Raw genomic sequence first — 15,163 nt, 5'->3', positions numbered from 1 at the left:
GTGTAGTAGGGGGCGAGGGGCGGGAGTTCGCCCTTGTCGAGCAGCCCGGCGATGCGCGCACGGGCCGCGTCGAAGGCCGTCTCGTACGAGCCTGTCCCGGACTTCGTCCGGGAGGTGCCCGCGGCGGCGACGCCCTGCCGGGCCACCCACTCCTCGTCGGGCGACGGCCGGTGTCCGGCGTCGAGCTGGTCCCAGGAGGCGAGGCACCCGGAGCCGACGAAGTGGTGGTTGCCCAGCGACTCGCGCACGCCCAGGTCCGTGAGCAGGACCGTGGGGATGCGCCGGTGCAGGGACTCCAGGGCGGCCGTCGAGCTGACGGTGACCAGCAGGTCGGTGCGGTCGAGGACCTCGCCCATGTGCCCGTACACGAGGCGGAAGTTGGCGGGCAGATCAATACGCTGCGCCAGCTTCTGGTAGGGCTGCTCCTCGATGTGCGTGGTGTGTTCGCCCGGCTTGGAGCGCAGCTTCAGCAGGACCTCGCGGTCCGGGTGCAGCCGCGCGTGCCGGACGAGCCGCTCCAGCAGGTACATCCGGTCCTTGCGGCTCTCCGGCACGGAGGGCTGCGCGGCGAAGACGACTGTGTACGGGTCGGCCCGGTCGTGCGGCTCGTAGGGAGCGCCGCCGAGGAAGGGCAGCGCGACCTCCGTCACGGACGAGGCGTCGGCGCCCACTCCCTCGTACACGGCGGTGAAACGCTCCGCGTCCTGGCGGGAGTTGGCGAGGACGAGGTCCGCGCCGTGCCGCAGCAGCAGCCCGTCGGCGAGCTTCTCGTAGACGACACCGACATAGCCGGTGACGACCACGGGCCGCTTCGTGCGCTCCTTCAGGTCCGAGGCGGCGCGCTCCTTCCAGGCGTACCCGAGTCCGTGCAGCATCGCCTGGACGGCACCGCCGACGAGGGCGAGCACGACCATGTCGTACGCCTCTTCCCGCATCACCCGCAGGAATTCGACACCGGTGACCTCGCGGAGCGAGTCCGCGCTGACACCGACCTCTTGAAGCTGGCGGGCGGTGGGGGTGGCACGGCCGCGCAGGAGATAGCCGTCGAGCCGGATGTCCGATTCGGCCGGGGCGATACGGTTCGCGGTGAGCGCGCCCCATTTCCACCGGGTATCGGAATCCGCGAGGACGGCAACTCGCAGGGAGTTCGAGGTACTTGCTGGCACGTCCAAGACGCTAGGAAGCGATTCCGCCGGGCGGCCCAACCGGAATACAACAAAGGGTTAACAGCACATCGACGAATGGCGAATCGGCCCCGGATCAGCGCACAAAAAGGTTGGGTTCACCATTCCGCCACGCGCCGTTCACCTGACATCTCACCATCGGTCAAGACGAATGCCGGGCCGCCGCCTAACGTCACGTGGGTGGTCAAGCTCTCCGTCATCGTGCCGTTCTACAACGTGCAGCAATATGCGCCCGACACCCTGAGGAGTCTGCGTGCCAATGCGCGCGCGGACTTCGAATTCATTCTCGTCGACGACTGCTCGCGCGACGAGACACCGGACATCCTCGCGCGCGCCGAGCGCGAGCTCCAGGGTGCCGTATACGTCAGACACGAGGAGAACGGAGGTCTGGCGACCGCCCGCAACACCGGTATCGACGCGGCGCGCGGCGAGTACCTCACCTTCCTCGACGGCGACGACTGGCTCGCACCCGGGTACTACGAGCAACTGCTCGGCGCCATCGAGGAGTTGGGCGTCGACTTCGTTCGTACCGACCATGTCCAGACCACCGCGCGGGCCCGTTCCATCCACCGGGTGCCGCACGGCCGGCGCGGTGTCGTGCTGAATCCGCGCGAGGCGATCCTGCCCGCCGACCGCTCCACCTCCGTCGACTACGCGTACGCCTGGGCGGGGATCTACCACCGCCGTCTGGTCGACAAGGGCGTGCTGCACTTCACCGACGGGCTGCGCACCGCCGAGGACCGGCCATGGATCTGGAAGCTGCACCGCGAGGCGGAGTCGTTCGCCGCGGTGGGGCTGCTCGGGGTGTTCTACCGGCGCGGCGTGTCGTCCTCGCTGACGCAGATCGGGGACGTACGGCAGCTGGATTTCATTCGCGCTTTCGACCAGGTCGTACGGGAAACGGCCGAGGACCGGGAGGCGGATAAATTGCTGCCGAAGGCCGTGCGGACCTACTGTGCGATTATTTCCCATCACCTGGGTTCCATCGAAAGGTTCGAGCCTCCCGTGGCACGGAAACTGAAGTCGATGAGTGCCGTCGCATTGCGGCGTATGCCGCAGGACGTCCTCGACGACGCCCTCGACTCCATGGACGTACAGCGCGCGACCCGGCTGCGCCGGCTGCGCCGCCGTCCCGTGGCCGCGGGGGTGGCCGCGTGACCACCCAGATCTTCATGGCGTCGACGCTGTACGGCACGGCGACGCTCGCGGCGGCCGTCGACTCCGACTGCTTCCGCCCCGCCGACCGGCGCATCCTGCTGGTCTCCAACAACTCGGCGACACCCGAGACCTCGCCCGGCATCGACGAGATGCCCGGCTTCGAGCGGCTGCGTTCCCGGTTCGACGACGTGGTCTCGTGGAACGAGACCATCTCCCCTTTCCACCCGGGTGGTTGGTCCCCGCGCCTGAACGACGTACCGCTGTGGGAGCGGCATCTGCGGCTCGCCTGGAACCTCGGTGACGACGACGTCGAGCTGGCCGTCGAGTCGATCCAGGTGAACCCGGCGCTCGGTGTCGCGCAGATCTTCACGGGCGCACCCATCACCGTCTACGCCGACGGCCTCATGAGCTACGGCCCCACCCGCAGCAAGATCGACCCGCTGGTCGGCACGCGTATCGACCGGCTGCTCCACCTCGACCTCGTGCCGGGCCTCACGCCCCTCCTGCTCACCGAGTTCGGTGTCGGGCCGGAGATCGTACCGACGGACGCGTTCACCAAGGTGCTCGCCGAACTCATCGACACCGGCGACGAGTTGCCCGTCATCGAAGAGCCGGCCCTGCTGCTCGGCCAGTACCTCTCCGCGCTCGGCATTCTCACCACCGAGCAGGAAGAGGACCTGCACGTACGGATGTTGAAGGGTGCCGTCCAACTCGGCCACCGGCGCGTGGTGTTCAAGCCGCACCCCAGCGCCCCGGCCCGCTGGTCGCGCGCCCTGGAGAAGGAGGCGGACAAGCTCGGCGCCGACCTCACGGTGCTCGACACGCCGGTCCTCGCCGAGGTGCTGTACCAGCGGATGCGGCCCGCGCTGGTCGCCGGCTGCTTCTCCACGGCGCTGCTCACCGCCTCCGCGCTGTACGGACTGCCCGTGGCCCGGATCGGCACGGAGACGCTCCTCGAACGCCTCACGCCGTACGAGAACAGCAACCGCGTCCCCGTGACGATCGTGGACGCGATGCTGCCCGAGCTGACGGACCGCAAGGCGGTCACCGAGCAGCGCAAGGGGCTCGGCACCGGCGAACTCACCGAGCTCCTGCGGGCCGTGGGCTACGCCATGCAGTCCAAGATCTACCCGGATCTGCGGCCGGCCGCCGAGCGGTATCTGACGCGGCATCTGAACACCCATAACTGGCGCTACTTCAAACGCCGACGGCTCACCTCGCTGGCCCTGCCAGGAGCGGTGCCGACCCAGCTGGCCTTCATCCCGCGCAACGCCACCGTGAGACGCGTGGCCCGCCGCGCCCGATCGCTCAAGAGGGCCACCTTGGGATGAGTTCGGTGGACTCGCAGCCCGTCCCGACGTCCTCTCCGGAGACGGGCACCCCCCATAGCACCACCACCGGCAGTGCCGGCACCACCAGCAGTACGAGCATCAACGGCAGTACCAGCACCAAGGGCAGTACCAGCGCCAAGGACACGACACAGAACCGGATCGTCACCAGGACCCGCGCACCCCGGCTGCGCGCGCTGGACGGGCTGCGGCTGATCGCCGCGCTGATGGTCGCCGCGTACCACTACGGCGGCCGGGACGGCCAGGTCGGCGAGGCCTGGGGCTCCTCCGCGAAGCTCCAGTTCCCCACGATGCACGAGTGGTTCGCGTACGGCTGCCTGGGCGTGCACATCTTCTTCGTGATCAGCGGCTTCGTGATCTGCATGAGCGGCTGGGGACGCCCCCTGCGGTCGTTCTTCGCTTCGCGCGCGTCACGGCTGCTGCCGTCCTACTGGGCGGCGGTGATCATCGTGACGGTGGTCTTCGCGCTTCCGATCGTGGCGTACGAGGCCGTCTCGCCCAGCGACGCCTTGCTGAACCTGACGATGATGCAGCAACCCCTGGGCGTGGACCGGGTGCTGGGGGTCTGCTGGACCCTCTGGGCGGAGGTCCGCTTCTACGCGCTGTTCGCGGTGTGCATCGTGCTGCCGGGTGCGAACCGCCAGGGCATCATCCTCTTCTGCGCGGGCTGGACCCTGGCCGCGGCGATCGCCCGGGCCGCGGACGAACGGTTGCTCAACCTCGTCCTGATGCCCGAGTACGCGTCGTTCTTCATCGGCGGCATCGGCCTCTACCTCGTCCACCGCGACCGGCGGGACGCGTACGCCTGGGGCATCGTGGGCGTCAGCTGGCTGATCGGCCAGCACTACGCGGTGGCCGGGCTGTGGCACCCGCCCGACCCGGACTTCTTCTCGTACCGCTCCTCGCTCGGCATCATCCTGGTCGTCACCTTCGGCTTCGTCGCGGTCGCCGCGATCGCCCTGGGCCTGCTGAACCGGGCCGACTGGCGCTGGCTGACGGTCGCGGGCGCGCTGACGTACCCCTTCTATCTGATCCACGAGCACCTCGGCTGGGTCGCCATCAAGGCCTACCACCAGGGCCTGCACATCCCGTCGTACGCGACGTTCCCGCTGACGATCGCGACGATGCTGCTGCTGGCGTGGCTGCTGAACCGCCTTGTCGAGGACCGCTTGACACCACGGCTGCGCTCGGCACTGTCGAGACCGCGCTGAGCGTTCTCAGGGTCTCCGCAGCGTCACGTCGATGCCCGCGATGACCGCCGCGAGGCCCTCCTCGAAACCACGGTCGTGGTCGCGGAACATCTCCTCACCCGCGGCCACGGCGAGGGGGTACGCGGCGAGCCGTTCGGCGCGGGCGGCGAGGTCGTACCCCTCGCCGCCCTCGGCCGGGTCGGGCCCCATCGCCTGCTCCTCGATGACGTAGCCGATCGTGTAGCTCGACGCGGTGAACCAGGCACGCGCGGCGCCGGCCGGGGTGAAGCCGTCGCCCGTGAGCGCCCGGAGATGGCGCTCCATCGGGTCCGCGTACGAGATGTCCGTGAAGTGCGTGCCGCTGTAGACCTTGGCGCCGTCGCGGTAGCGCAGCAGGTGCGCGCGCAGGCCGCGCATCGCGGTGGCGACGGCGTCCTGCCACCGCGCCGGGGGCTCGCCGAGGTCGGCGTTCATCCGCCGGAGCATCTCCGTCGCCATCTCGTCGAGCAGCGCCTTCTTGTCCTTGAAGTGCCAGTAGAGGGCGGGGGCCTTGACGTCCAGTTCCTTGGCGATGGTGCGCAGGGTGAGACCTTCGAGGCCGACCTCGTTCAGCAGCCGCAGCGCGGTGTCGGCCACCAGCGCCCGGTCGATCTTCTTCGCCACAGCCACGTCCGCACCCTATCCGGCGGCACCCCCTTGACAACTTAACAGCGTTAAGGAGACTCTCGTGGCATGCAACTTAACGACGTTAAGGAAAGCGATGTGACCGACGTACTCGTGGTCGGCGCAGGCCCCACCGGTCTCGCCCTCGCCTGCGATCTGGCCCGGCGCGGGGTGCACGCCCTCGTCGTCGAGCGGGCCGACGGGCTCTTCCCCGGCTCGCGCGGCAAGGGCCTCCAGCCGCGCACGATGGAGGTCTTCGACGACCTCGGCGTACTGGACGCGATCCGCGCGCACGGTGGCCCGTACCCCGTCGGCGTGATCTGGCAGGACGGGAAGCGGCAGGGCGAGCACCGGATGTTCGACGAGGTCGCCCCCACCGAGGCTGTCCCGTACGCCGGGTCGTGGATGGTCCCGCAGTGGCGTACGCAGGAGATCCTCTTCGCGCGGCTGGGCGAGCTGGGCGGAGGCGTCGCGTTCGGGCGTGAGCTGACCGGGCTCACGCAGGACGCGGACGGGGTGACGGCGACCTTCACGACCGGCGCCCCCGTACGGGCCCGGTACGCGGTGGCCGCCGACGGCGGACGTTCCACCGTGCGCCGGCTGCTCGGCATCGGCATGACCGGCGAGACGGTCGACCCGAATCCGGCACTGGTGGCGGACGTCCGCATCACCGGCCTCGACCGCGACAACCTGCACGTCTTCCCGCCCGCCGACGGCGAGGGCTTCCTGGTCATCTGGCCGCTCCCGGGCGTCGAGGACTTCCAGCTGGCGGGCAGCTTCGAGGACCCGGCCGCCACCCCCGACCTGTCCCTGGAGGGCATCCGCAAGCTCGTCGCCACCCGCACGCATCTCGAGCCCGACGCCGTGACCGAGGTCCGCTGGGCCTCGGACTTCCGGCCACGCGCCGCGATGGCGGACCGGTTCCGGGAGGGCCGGGTGTTCCTCGCGGGGGACGCGGCGCACGTCCACTCACCGGCCGGCGGCCAGGGCCTCAACACGAGCGTCCAGGACGCGTACAACCTGGGCTGGAAGCTCGGCGCCGTCCTGCGGGGCGATGCGCCGGACTCCCTCCTCGACTCGTACGAGGAGGAACGGCTGCCGATCGCCGCGCAGATGCTGGGCCTGTCGACCCGCGTCCACCGGGGCGAGACCCGCCGCGGCGAGGCCACACAGCAGCTCGGCCTGGGCTACCGGGACTCCTCACTGACGCTGGAGACCCGCGCCGGCCTCCCGGAGGACGCCCTGCGGGCGGGCGACCGCGCCCCGGACGGCACACGGGGCGGCGTACGCCTCTTCGACGCGTTCCGGGGGCCGCACTGGACGCTGCTCACGGTGGGGGCGGAGGTCGAACTCCCGCCGCTGGACGGCGACTTGGTGCACACCGTCCGGATCCCGGCTTACCCGGCGTACGGCACCGGGGTGTTCCTCATCCGGCCGGACGGATACGTGGGCTGGGCGGGCGAGACGGCGACAGGGCCGGCCGAGTACCTCAGGCGACTCGGCCGACCTTGATGACGTGCACGTATTGCGATCAGAAGGCGTCCGTCGGCACGTAATTCCCCCAGACCTCCCGGAGGGCATTGCACACCTCGCCCACCGTCGCGCGGGCGCGCAGCGCGTCCTTCATCGGGTACATGACGTTGTCCGTGCCCTCGGCCGCCTTCTTCAGGTCGGACAGGGCCGCGTCCACGGCCGCCTGGTCGCGCTCCGCGCGGAGCTTGGCCAGGCGGGCGGCCTGCTGGGCCTCGATCGCCGGGTCCACCCGGAGAGGCTCGTACGGCTCCTCCTCGTCGAGCTGGAAGCGGTTGACGCCCACAACCACCCGCTCGCCGGCGTCCGTCTCCTGCGCGATGCGGTACGCGGAGCGCTCGATCTCGCCCTTCTGGAAGCCGTGCTCGATGGCGTTGACCGCGCCGCCCAGCTCCTCCACCTTGGTCATCAGCTCGACCGCGGCCGCCTCGACCTCGTCCGTCATCTTCTCGATCACGTACGAGCCCGCGAACGGGTCGACCGTCGCCGTCACATCCGTCTCGTACGCCAGGACCTGCTGCGTACGCAGCGCGAGGCGGGCGCTCTTGTCCGTGGGCAGGGCGATGGCCTCGTCGAAGGAGTTGGTGTGCAGGGACTGGGTGCCGCCGAGGACCGCCGCCAGGCCCTGGACGGCGACGCGGACCAGGTTCACCTCCGGCTGCTGGGCCGTCAGCTGCACACCCGCCGTCTGCGTGTGGAAGCGCAGCATCAGCGACTTCGGGTTCTTCGCGCCGAACTCGTCCCTCATCACCCGAGCCCAGATGCGCCGCGCCGCCCGGAACTTGGCGACCTCTTCGAGAAGGGTCGTGCGCGACACGAAGAAGAAGGAGAGGCGGGGGGCGAAGTCGTCCACGTCCATGCCGGCCGCGACCGCCGTGCGCACGTACTCGATGCCGTCCGCCAGCGTGAACGCGATCTCCTGCGCGGGCGTGGCGCCCGCCTCGGCCATGTGGTAGCCGGAGATCGAGATCGTGTTCCACTTCGGGATCTCGGTCTTGCAGTACTTGAAGATGTCCGCGATCAGGCGCAGGGAGGGCTTGGGCGGGAAGATGTACGTGCCGCGCGCGATGTACTCCTTGAGCACGTCGTTCTGGATCGTGCCCGTCAGCTGGTCGGCCGGGACACCCTGCTCTTCCGCGACCAGTTGGTAGAGCAGCAGGAGAAGCGACGCAGGCGCGTTGATCGTCATCGACGTGGACACCTTGTCCAGCGGGATGCCGCCGAACAGGATCCGCATGTCCTCGATCGAGTCGATCGCCACCCCCACCTTGCCGACCTCGCCGCTCGCGATCGGGGCGTCCGAGTCGTGGCCCATCTGGGTGGGCAGGTCGAAGGCGACCGACAGGCCCATCGTGCCGTTGGCGATGAGCTGCTTGTAGCGGGCGTTGGACTCGGTGGCGGTGCCGAAACCGGCGTACTGGCGCATCGTCCAGGGACGGCCCGTGTACATGGAGGGATAGACGCCCCGCGTGAAGGGGTAGCGGCCCGGCTCCCCCAGCTTCTCGGCCGGGTCCCAGTCCTCCAGGGCGTCCGGCCCGTACACCGGCTCGATGGGCAGTCCGGACTCCGACTCGCGCGCCATGGGTGTGCCTCCGCGTTGCTTCACATACTCGCCAGTACAGACGACCCTCGCCACGGACTGTAGCGGCGGCCGTGCGGCCGGTGGAGAGGCCCAGGCTGGGAGCTTGCTCACAGCCTGGACGAGACCCCGGTCACAGTCGGGATCCCGGTCACCACAATGCCTCGTAGTTCGCAGCCGGGCACCCCCGGGAAGCATCTCAGGGGGCACATCTCAGGGGGCACGGTGAGCAACGGGGGGTTCGAATGCGTACTCCAGGCATGTGGAGATCAGTCACGGCTGTCGTGGTACTGGCCGCAGTGAGCGGCTGCACGGTCCAGGCTGCCGGTACGTCCGCCGATCAGGGCCCGATACATATCTCGACGTCGCCGGTCGAGACGCCCGACGACGCCGAGCCCGCGAAGCCCGCCGAGGACGACGCCAAGCCCTCGCAGCCCCCGAGACCGAAACCTCCGAAGCCCTCCCCGCCGCCACCTGCCGAAGTCCTCTGGTCGCGCGGCGACAAAGGCAGAGACATACGCGAGGTGCAGGCCCGGCTGCGTCAGATCGCCTGGCTCTTCGAGGGTCCGACGGGGACGTACGACGCGGCGACGGTCGCCGCGGTCAAGGGTTTCCAGGGCAAGCGGGGGCTGCCGAAGACCGGGAAGACGGACTCCGTGACCTGGCGGCGGCTACTGGACATGACGCACGAGCCGGGCAAGTGGGAGCTGTACGCCTCGGGCGGCCAGCCGGCCACGAAGCCGGACCCGCGCTGTATGACGGGTCGCGTGATGTGCATCAGCAAGACGAGCCGCACGCTGCGCTGGATGATCGACGGCCGCACCCTCTCGACGGTGGACGTGCGCTTCGGCTCGCAGTACACGCCCACCCGGGAAGGCGAGTTCAGCGTCAACTTCAAGTCACGCCATCATGTGTCGACGCTCTACGACACCCCCATGCCGTACGCGATGTTCTTCAGCGGCGGCCAGGCCGTCCACTACTCCTCGGACTTCGCGGCGACGGGCTACAACGGCGCCTCGCACGGCTGCGTGAACGTACGGGACGAGGGGAAGATCGCGGCGCTGTTCGCGCAGGTGAGGACCGGCGACAAGGTCGTCGTCCACTGGTGAACGCCGACCCTGAGGGGCGGCGAGGAGAGGAGTGGGGCGCGGGCGGGACCGGGGGAACGTGTCCCGCCCGCGCCAATGTGCACTGAGCCATGGGTACGGGGGGAACCCCGGCTCGTGCGCCAGCCGATGACCAGTCGGCTCACTTACTACTGCGTCAGGGCGGCCGAAAGTGTCACACCCTGCGGGCCAGACCTTTGAAGGTCGGCGAAAGCGCAGGTCAGGACGGTGACGGGGAAGACGGCAGCGGAGTTTCGCCGGTGTCCGGGGACTGAGTCGAGGCCGGGGCCGGGGTCGGCGTCCCCTCGTCAGGGGTGGGGCCGGAGGAGGCCGGGGGCACACTGGCGCGCCGCTGGACGTCACTGCCCGGGGCCATGTAACTGCGCGGGGCTATGTCACCGCCCTCGTCGTCCCTGCCCTTTCCGTCGTCCTTCCCGTCCTTCTTGCCGCCCCGGTCGTCGTGGTCGTCCGAGTCGTCGGCGCCCTTGCCGTCCTTCTCGGCCGGCGAGTCGCCCTGGCCCTCGGACTGCTTGAGGACGCCCGTGCAGTACTGCCGTACGCGCTCGGCGCCGCTCGCCGCGTCCTCCAGGCTGCGTCGGCGGCCGGCGTCCAGGTTCTTTCCGTCGCGGACGTCCCGGCAGGCCTTGGTGACCTTCTTCCACCACTCCTGGGAGCCCGCCTCGTAACGGGAGTCCTCCGAGCCGGGCCCCTGGGCCGTGCTCCCGGAGCCCTGCTTGTTGCGCGAGTCGTTCCCGGGGTCCGGGTTCACGGGGGAGCCGTTGCCGGCCGGCCCGTCCGGTTTCGGGGCGTCGGGGGCGCCGCCGCGTGTCCCCTCGGGGGACGGCGTGATCAGCGGACGCTTCGGGTTGGCGGGCGCCGACACGGACGCGGCGGGTTCCGGATCGCCGCCGGCGAACGACAGCATTCCCGTCGTGGCGGCCACCGCCACCCCGCCGATCATCCCGGCGGCCATTGCTGCGGCAAGCCCCAGACGCACCGGGCGGCCCCAGCGGGACCGTTCGCGACGGCCCGCCGCGGCACGGCCGAGGTGGACGAGGCCCGTGTCGGAGAGCGTGGCCGACTGCTTACGACCGCCGTTGGCGAGGGACGCCGGCTCGCCGTCCCGGCCGGTGCGCGCCTTGCGGAAGGCGGCCAACGCGTCGGCCTCTCCCGGGAGTTCCGCGCTGACCGGCGGGGGTTCGGCGGTCAGCGCGCCCAGTGCCTGGGCGAGCCGATCGGCCTGGTCGCGGGTGCCGGCATCGACGATTTCGAGTGGCTCTCCGCGCAGCAGTCGTTCCGCTGTACTGCGGTCCAACCACCTGTACTGCTCGTCGGCCATCACACATCCTTCTGCGTCCGCGAACGCATATGCGTCACACCGGCGGACGACACCGCGTCAGTACGCGGCTCTCTTTGTGGGGGTACGGCACTGAGGGCGCCCGCGGATTCCGGATCCGCGCCGAGCAGCTCCGCGAGCCGCTTCAGACCGCGGTGCGCCGCCGTGCGGACGGCACCCGGGCGCTTGCCCAGCGTCTCGGCGGCGGTCTTCGCGTCGAGGCCGACGACGACGCGCAGCACGACGGCCTCCGCCTGGTCCTGCGGGAGCTGCGCTATGAGGGACAGAGTTCTGCCGGTGGCGAGGGCCTCGATGGCCTCACCGGCAGTGTCGGACTCGGCGGGCCTGCCGGTGAGTTCCGTCTCGTCGCCGCCGATCGCGGGGCGGCGGCCACGCATCCGTATGTGGTCGAGGGCGCGGTTGCGGGCGATCCGGGCCGCCCAGCCGCGGAAGCGGTCGGCGTCTCCGCTGAACCGTTCGAGGTCGCGGGCGATCTGCAGCCAGGCCTCGGACGTGACGTCCTCGGCGTCCGGGTCTCCGACCAGCGTCCGTACGTACCCCATCAGCCGTGGATGCACGGCTCGGTACACAGTCCGGAACGCGGTCTCGTCTCCGTCCTGTGCCGCAAGCACCGCGGCGGTCAGCTCCGCGTCGTCCCCCAGCACCGAACGCCCCTTTTTGCGCCTAAGCCGGCGCCGCTCCCGCGGGCCGGGTCCTCGCCGTCGTGGTTCCTCAATTGGTGGTTGCGGTCCTGCCCCACATCCGGCGCGAAATGCACGCTACGGCTTGAAAGCGCTTGGCGTCCATGTCCATACAACGTGCAACCAATCTCGGTGCCCGGGTGGGGTGTGACAGAAAACGCACCCTCGGCGCTGTAGAGAGTACGGGTCGCCGCGCGGCCCGTGCCGCGCGACGGTCGGGGCCTCTCCTGTGGGGGGTGGCGGCCCCGACCGTTGCCATCGGCCGTGGTCACGTAGCTGTCTCGGACGCCGGGCCGCGTTGCTTCGCACATCTCACCGCGACAGATCAGCGGTTCGCACCCTTGTCGGAGTCGTTGCCGGGAGCCTGCGAGGGCTCGGCCGCCTCACTGGGCTTGCTTGGCTTGTTCGGGATGGCCGGGTCAGCCGGGCTGGTCGGGATGGCCGGATCAGCCGGGCCGGTCGGGATGGCCGGAGTCGCCGGGGCGTTGTCCTTGTCCGTACGACTGTCCGGGCCGCCCGGGTTCTCCGTGGGCTGCCCGGTATGTCCGGCGCAGTACGCGTCGACGTTCTTCTCGCCGCCCGCGGCCTCCACCAGCCACTGCCAGGCAGCCGAGTCGAGCGCCTTGCCGCGGCTCTCGACCTCGTCGTACGCGCGGCACTGGGCCTCGGTGTCCTGGGCGGACGAGGGACGCTCGGAGGGTTTGCCGGAGGAGCCGTCGCCCTGACCGGGCGCGGCCGTGCCGGCGGAGTCCTCCGCGGACCGTTCCGGGGCGCTGTGCGAGGGCCGCGGCCCGTCACCGCCGTCGCCCGAGGTGCCGCCCGAGCCGATCGACGCGATGGCGACTCCGCCGAGGGTCACGCTCGTCACCAGCGCGGCCAGCGTCGCCCGCAGCGAACGTCTGCCCCGTCGCGCGGCCCGCGGCCGCCAGTCGTCCCGGCGCCGGCTGCGCGCGTCATGCGTTCTCGCGGCCCGCGCGGCGCGGAAGGCGGCGAGGGCCCGGTCCTCGGCGGCGGGATCGAGGACGTCGGCGCGTACGGCGGCGGCAAGGAGGGACTCAAGGCTGGGGTCGCCGTGTCGTTCACCCATGTCCAAGTCCACCCTTGCCCAAAGATCTATCGCCGTTCATCCCGACTCACCCAGCGTCTCAGGGTCCTCATCCGTCACACTTTCGGCGCCCAACTGGAGGGCGAGGCGCTTCAAGCCCCGGTACGCGGCAGTACGTACCGCGCCGGGACGTTTGCCCAGAACGCGTGCCGCGGCGGGGCCGTCGAGTCCGACCACGACCCGCAGCAGCACGGCCTCGGCCTGGTCTCGCGGCAGCCGCGAGACCAGCTCGAGGGCGTACTCCGTGGAGATGGACTCCAGAGCCTGGTCGTACGTGTTGTGCCCGCCCGGAAGTTCCAGGACGTCCTGATCCAGCACCGAGGCCCGCGGCCGGACCTTCTGCCGTCGCAGATGGTCGAACGCCCGGTGCCGGGCGATGGTCGCGGTCCAGCCGCGGAACCCGGCCCCGTCTCCGCGGAACCGCCCGAGGTCCCGGGCTATCTCCAGCCATGCGTCCGACGCCACGTCCTCCGCGTCGTCGCCGACAAGACCGCGCAGATAGCCGAGCAGTCCGGGCTGCACCAGCCGGTACGCGACCGAGAAGGCGGACTCGTCCCCCTCCTGCGCTCGCGCGACGGCCACGCCCAGTTCCCCGTCGGCAGCCTGCCCGCGGCGGGGTTCCCCTCCTTGGCCCAACACTTTCCTCGTTCGCACCGAGTTCGTACCGAATCCCCGCCACACGTCATGGATCGCCTCGGGGGCGTGCCCCCAAGGCGATCAGCGCCGATCTCCACAGAAATGTCACACCGGCCCGGCGGCACCGCCGGCCGCCCCCGCCCCACCGCGCACGCCGGCCCGCGGCCGCACCCGCCCGTGAAGTTGCAGATAGAAGGTCCGTACGGACTCCCGCTCTCCCACCTCGAACCGCTTCACGACCTTGCCGAGCGGATTCCACACCCGCCCGTCCGGCATCCGTACGCCCACGGGCTGGCCGAACAACTCCCGCTGGGCGTCGTCGAATTCGACCCAGGTGGCACCGGCCCTGCGTACGAGGACCTCGCCGGTGTAGACGCCGAGCCCGAAGAGCACATGCGCCACGGCCGCCCGGTCGCGCCCGCTCTTGCGGAGCCCGTCGACGATGAAGTCGACGACCCGCAGGCTGTCGACCGAGTAGTCCAGCGGCAGCCGGTTGCGTGCCGTGGCGCTCCGGACGAACTCCGCCGCGTGCCACCTCATCCGCAGTTCGGCCCGCAGCCTCTCCTTGTCCATCGCTTCCGCGTCCATCGCTTCCGCCCTTGCTCAGTGACGCGCGGCCCGCGAGAGCCACGACCGTTCCACCAGACCAAGCGCGAGGAACGCCACAAACGTCACAGTGCGGGGGGCGTGAAGCAGTACGTGAGTCAGTAGGCGAGTCGGTAGGTGAGTCAGCACGTGATGTACCCCACAGGTCTCACCAGTGATATTCGGTCACTCATGGGCGCTGAATAGGTGACCGCCCTGTGTGACGGGCGAGGATTTTGTGAAGTTTTCCTAGGGGTGGGGCATTTGAGACGCCGGACGACCCATGCGTACAAGCCGCTGAGTCTGAAGCGGAGAGCATGGCTGACGACGGTCGCGGTGGTTGTGGGCGGCGCGGGGGCGGTGACGTACGCCGTGGCGGGCCCGGGTTCGGACCAGGCCGCGGACGTCGCGCGCAGCAAGCGGCCCGTGAAGGTGCACGACCTCGCGATGAAGAGCGACGGTACGGGCAGGCGCGAGGTGGCGCGGACCGGCACCGATCCCTTCTCCCTGCTCGGCGTCTCCTGGACCGGTTCGGCGACGCCGCTCGACGGCACCGCGCAGGTGCGTACGCGCGACAGCGAGACCGGGCAGTGGTCCGGCTGGCAGGCCCTGGACCTGGAGTTGCACCCGGTGGACAAGGCCGAGCCCGGCGCGAAAGAGGCGCGCGGCGCCTCCGATCCGCTGTGGGTGGGGCCGAGCGACGGAATCGAGGCGCGGGTCGTCGCCGCCGACGGTTCCGCGAGTGCCGGTCTGCCCAAGGGACTCGAGATCAACCTCGTCGACCCGGGCGTGACCGCGGCCGAGGCGAAGAACAAGGGGCTCGCAACCGGCGACGGCGGCGGTACCGCCCTGGAGAACGCCGCCTTCGTCGCCGAGGACCCGACCGGATCCGCCTCGCCGAGCGAGACGACCGGGACGACCGAGCCGACGGCGCCCGCGGCCACCTCCCCCACGGAGCCCACGCAGACCACCGAGCCCACATCCGGCAGCACTCCCAGCGAGACGCCCACCGGAACCCCGTCGGAGACACCGACCCCGACC

13 protein-coding genes and 1 pseudogene are annotated in these 15,163 nt (G+C 70.4%); 6 read left to right on the top strand and 8 right to left on the bottom strand.

Annotated features, from left to right (window positions below):
* Positions 1 to 1,166: DUF6716 putative glycosyltransferase (locus G5C60_RS43160; protein WP_165268360.1), on the bottom strand; the 1,166-nt coding region annotated here is incomplete at its 3' end.
* 198 nt (positions 1,167 to 1,364) lie between these two features.
* Between G5C60_RS43160 and G5C60_RS43155 the strand changes: the two genes are divergently transcribed.
* From G5C60_RS43155 to G5C60_RS43145, 3 genes are all read left to right on the top strand, one after another.
* The gene (locus tag G5C60_RS43155) at positions 1,365 to 2,342 is read left to right on the top strand and encodes a glycosyltransferase (RefSeq protein ID WP_165268358.1); all 978 of its coding nucleotides are present in this window, start codon (positions 1,365 to 1,367) and stop codon (positions 2,340 to 2,342) included.
* A complete protein-coding gene (locus G5C60_RS43150; protein WP_165268355.1) occupies positions 2,339 to 3,673 on the top strand; it encodes a polysialyltransferase family glycosyltransferase in 1,335 nt (444 codons plus the stop codon). Before G5C60_RS43155 ends, G5C60_RS43150 begins: the two co-directional genes overlap by 4 nt.
* A gap of 158 nt (positions 3,674 to 3,831) precedes the next feature.
* Positions 3,832 to 4,902 (top strand): acyltransferase family protein, encoded by a 1,071-nt coding sequence (locus G5C60_RS43145; protein WP_420907467.1) that lies wholly within the window; start codon positions 3,832 to 3,834, stop codon positions 4,900 to 4,902.
* 6 nt (positions 4,903 to 4,908) lie between these two features.
* Here G5C60_RS43145 and G5C60_RS43140 read toward each other — a convergent pair whose 3' ends face one another.
* A complete protein-coding gene (locus G5C60_RS43140; protein ID WP_420907466.1) occupies positions 4,909 to 5,544 on the bottom strand; it encodes a TetR/AcrR family transcriptional regulator C-terminal domain-containing protein in 636 nt (211 codons plus the stop codon).
* A 69-nt stretch (positions 5,545 to 5,613) separates the two neighbouring features.
* Here G5C60_RS43140 and G5C60_RS43135 point away from each other — a divergent pair, with 69 nt between their 5' ends.
* Positions 5,614 to 7,056, top strand: coding sequence for an FAD-dependent oxidoreductase (locus G5C60_RS43135; RefSeq protein ID WP_165268349.1), 1,443 nt, complete (start codon positions 5,614 to 5,616; stop codon positions 7,054 to 7,056).
* 19 nt (positions 7,057 to 7,075) lie between these two features.
* Here the strand turns inward: G5C60_RS43135 and G5C60_RS43130 are convergent, their stop codons facing one another.
* Positions 7,076 to 8,656 (bottom strand): acyl-CoA mutase large subunit family protein, encoded by a 1,581-nt coding sequence (locus G5C60_RS43130; protein ID WP_165268347.1) that lies wholly within the window; start codon positions 8,654 to 8,656, stop codon positions 7,076 to 7,078.
* Between the two features lie 257 nt (positions 8,657 to 8,913).
* On the opposite strand from G5C60_RS43130, the gene G5C60_RS43125 reads away from it, so the two are divergent.
* Positions 8,914 to 9,762, top strand: a complete 849-nt coding sequence (locus G5C60_RS43125; RefSeq protein WP_241267493.1) for a L,D-transpeptidase family protein — start codon at positions 8,914 to 8,916, stop codon at positions 9,760 to 9,762.
* A 217-nt stretch (positions 9,763 to 9,979) separates the two neighbouring features.
* On the opposite strand, the gene G5C60_RS43120 is transcribed toward G5C60_RS43125, so the two are convergent.
* From G5C60_RS43120 to G5C60_RS43100, 5 genes are all read right to left on the bottom strand, one after another.
* Positions 9,980 to 11,098, bottom strand: coding sequence for a hypothetical protein (locus tag G5C60_RS43120; RefSeq protein WP_165268343.1), 1,119 nt, complete (start codon positions 11,096 to 11,098; stop codon positions 9,980 to 9,982).
* Entirely contained in the window at positions 11,098 to 11,760 is a 663-nt protein-coding gene (locus G5C60_RS43115) for a sigma-70 family RNA polymerase sigma factor (protein WP_165268341.1), read from the bottom strand. The genes G5C60_RS43120 and G5C60_RS43115 overlap by 1 nt, the downstream gene beginning before the upstream one ends.
* Before the next feature lie 361 nt (positions 11,761 to 12,121).
* Positions 12,122 to 12,883, bottom strand: a complete 762-nt coding sequence (locus G5C60_RS43110; RefSeq protein WP_165268339.1) for a hypothetical protein — start codon at positions 12,881 to 12,883, stop codon at positions 12,122 to 12,124.
* Between the two features lie 36 nt (positions 12,884 to 12,919).
* Positions 12,920 to 13,537, bottom strand: a complete 618-nt coding sequence (locus tag G5C60_RS43105; RefSeq protein WP_165268337.1) for an RNA polymerase sigma factor — start codon at positions 13,535 to 13,537, stop codon at positions 12,920 to 12,922.
* Positions 13,538 to 13,642: 105 nt separating this feature from the next.
* Positions 13,643 to 14,125 (bottom strand): hypothetical protein, encoded by a 483-nt coding sequence (locus tag G5C60_RS43100; protein WP_241267492.1) that lies wholly within the window; start codon positions 14,123 to 14,125, stop codon positions 13,643 to 13,645.
* A 252-nt stretch (positions 14,126 to 14,377) separates the two neighbouring features.
* On the opposite strand from G5C60_RS43100, the pseudogene G5C60_RS43095 reads away from it, so the two are divergent.
* Positions 14,378 to 15,163, top strand: a pseudogene (locus G5C60_RS43095) (hypothetical protein); the annotation flags it as partial.

It is taken from the genome of Streptomyces scabichelini (assembly GCF_011045015.1).
Taxonomy (GTDB): domain Bacteria; phylum Actinomycetota; class Actinomycetes; order Streptomycetales; family Streptomycetaceae; genus Streptomyces; species Streptomyces scabichelini.
The sequence above is the reverse complement of the archived record's forward strand: the minus strand, read 5'-3'. Positions and strand labels throughout refer to the sequence as shown.

What these genes read in the sequence shown, in the direction of transcription:
- G5C60_RS43135 (WP_165268349.1), top strand. Translation starts at nt 5,614, where the DNA reads ATGCAACTTAACGACGTTAAGGAAAGCGATGTGACCGACGTACTCGTG.
- G5C60_RS43130 (WP_165268347.1), bottom strand. Translation starts at nt 8,656, where the DNA reads ATGGCGCGCGAGTCGGAGTCCGGACTGCCCATCGAGCCGGTGTACGGG.
- G5C60_RS43125 (WP_241267493.1), top strand. Translation starts at nt 8,914, where the DNA reads ATGTGGAGATCAGTCACGGCTGTCGTGGTACTGGCCGCAGTGAGCGGC.
- G5C60_RS43120 (WP_165268343.1), bottom strand. Translation starts at nt 11,098, where the DNA reads ATGGCCGACGAGCAGTACAGGTGGTTGGACCGCAGTACAGCGGAACGA.
- G5C60_RS43110 (WP_165268339.1), bottom strand. Translation starts at nt 12,883, where the DNA reads ATGGGTGAACGACACGGCGACCCCAGCCTTGAGTCCCTCCTTGCCGCC.
- G5C60_RS43100 (WP_241267492.1), bottom strand. Translation starts at nt 14,125, where the DNA reads ATGGACGCGGAAGCGATGGACAAGGAGAGGCTGCGGGCCGAACTGCGG.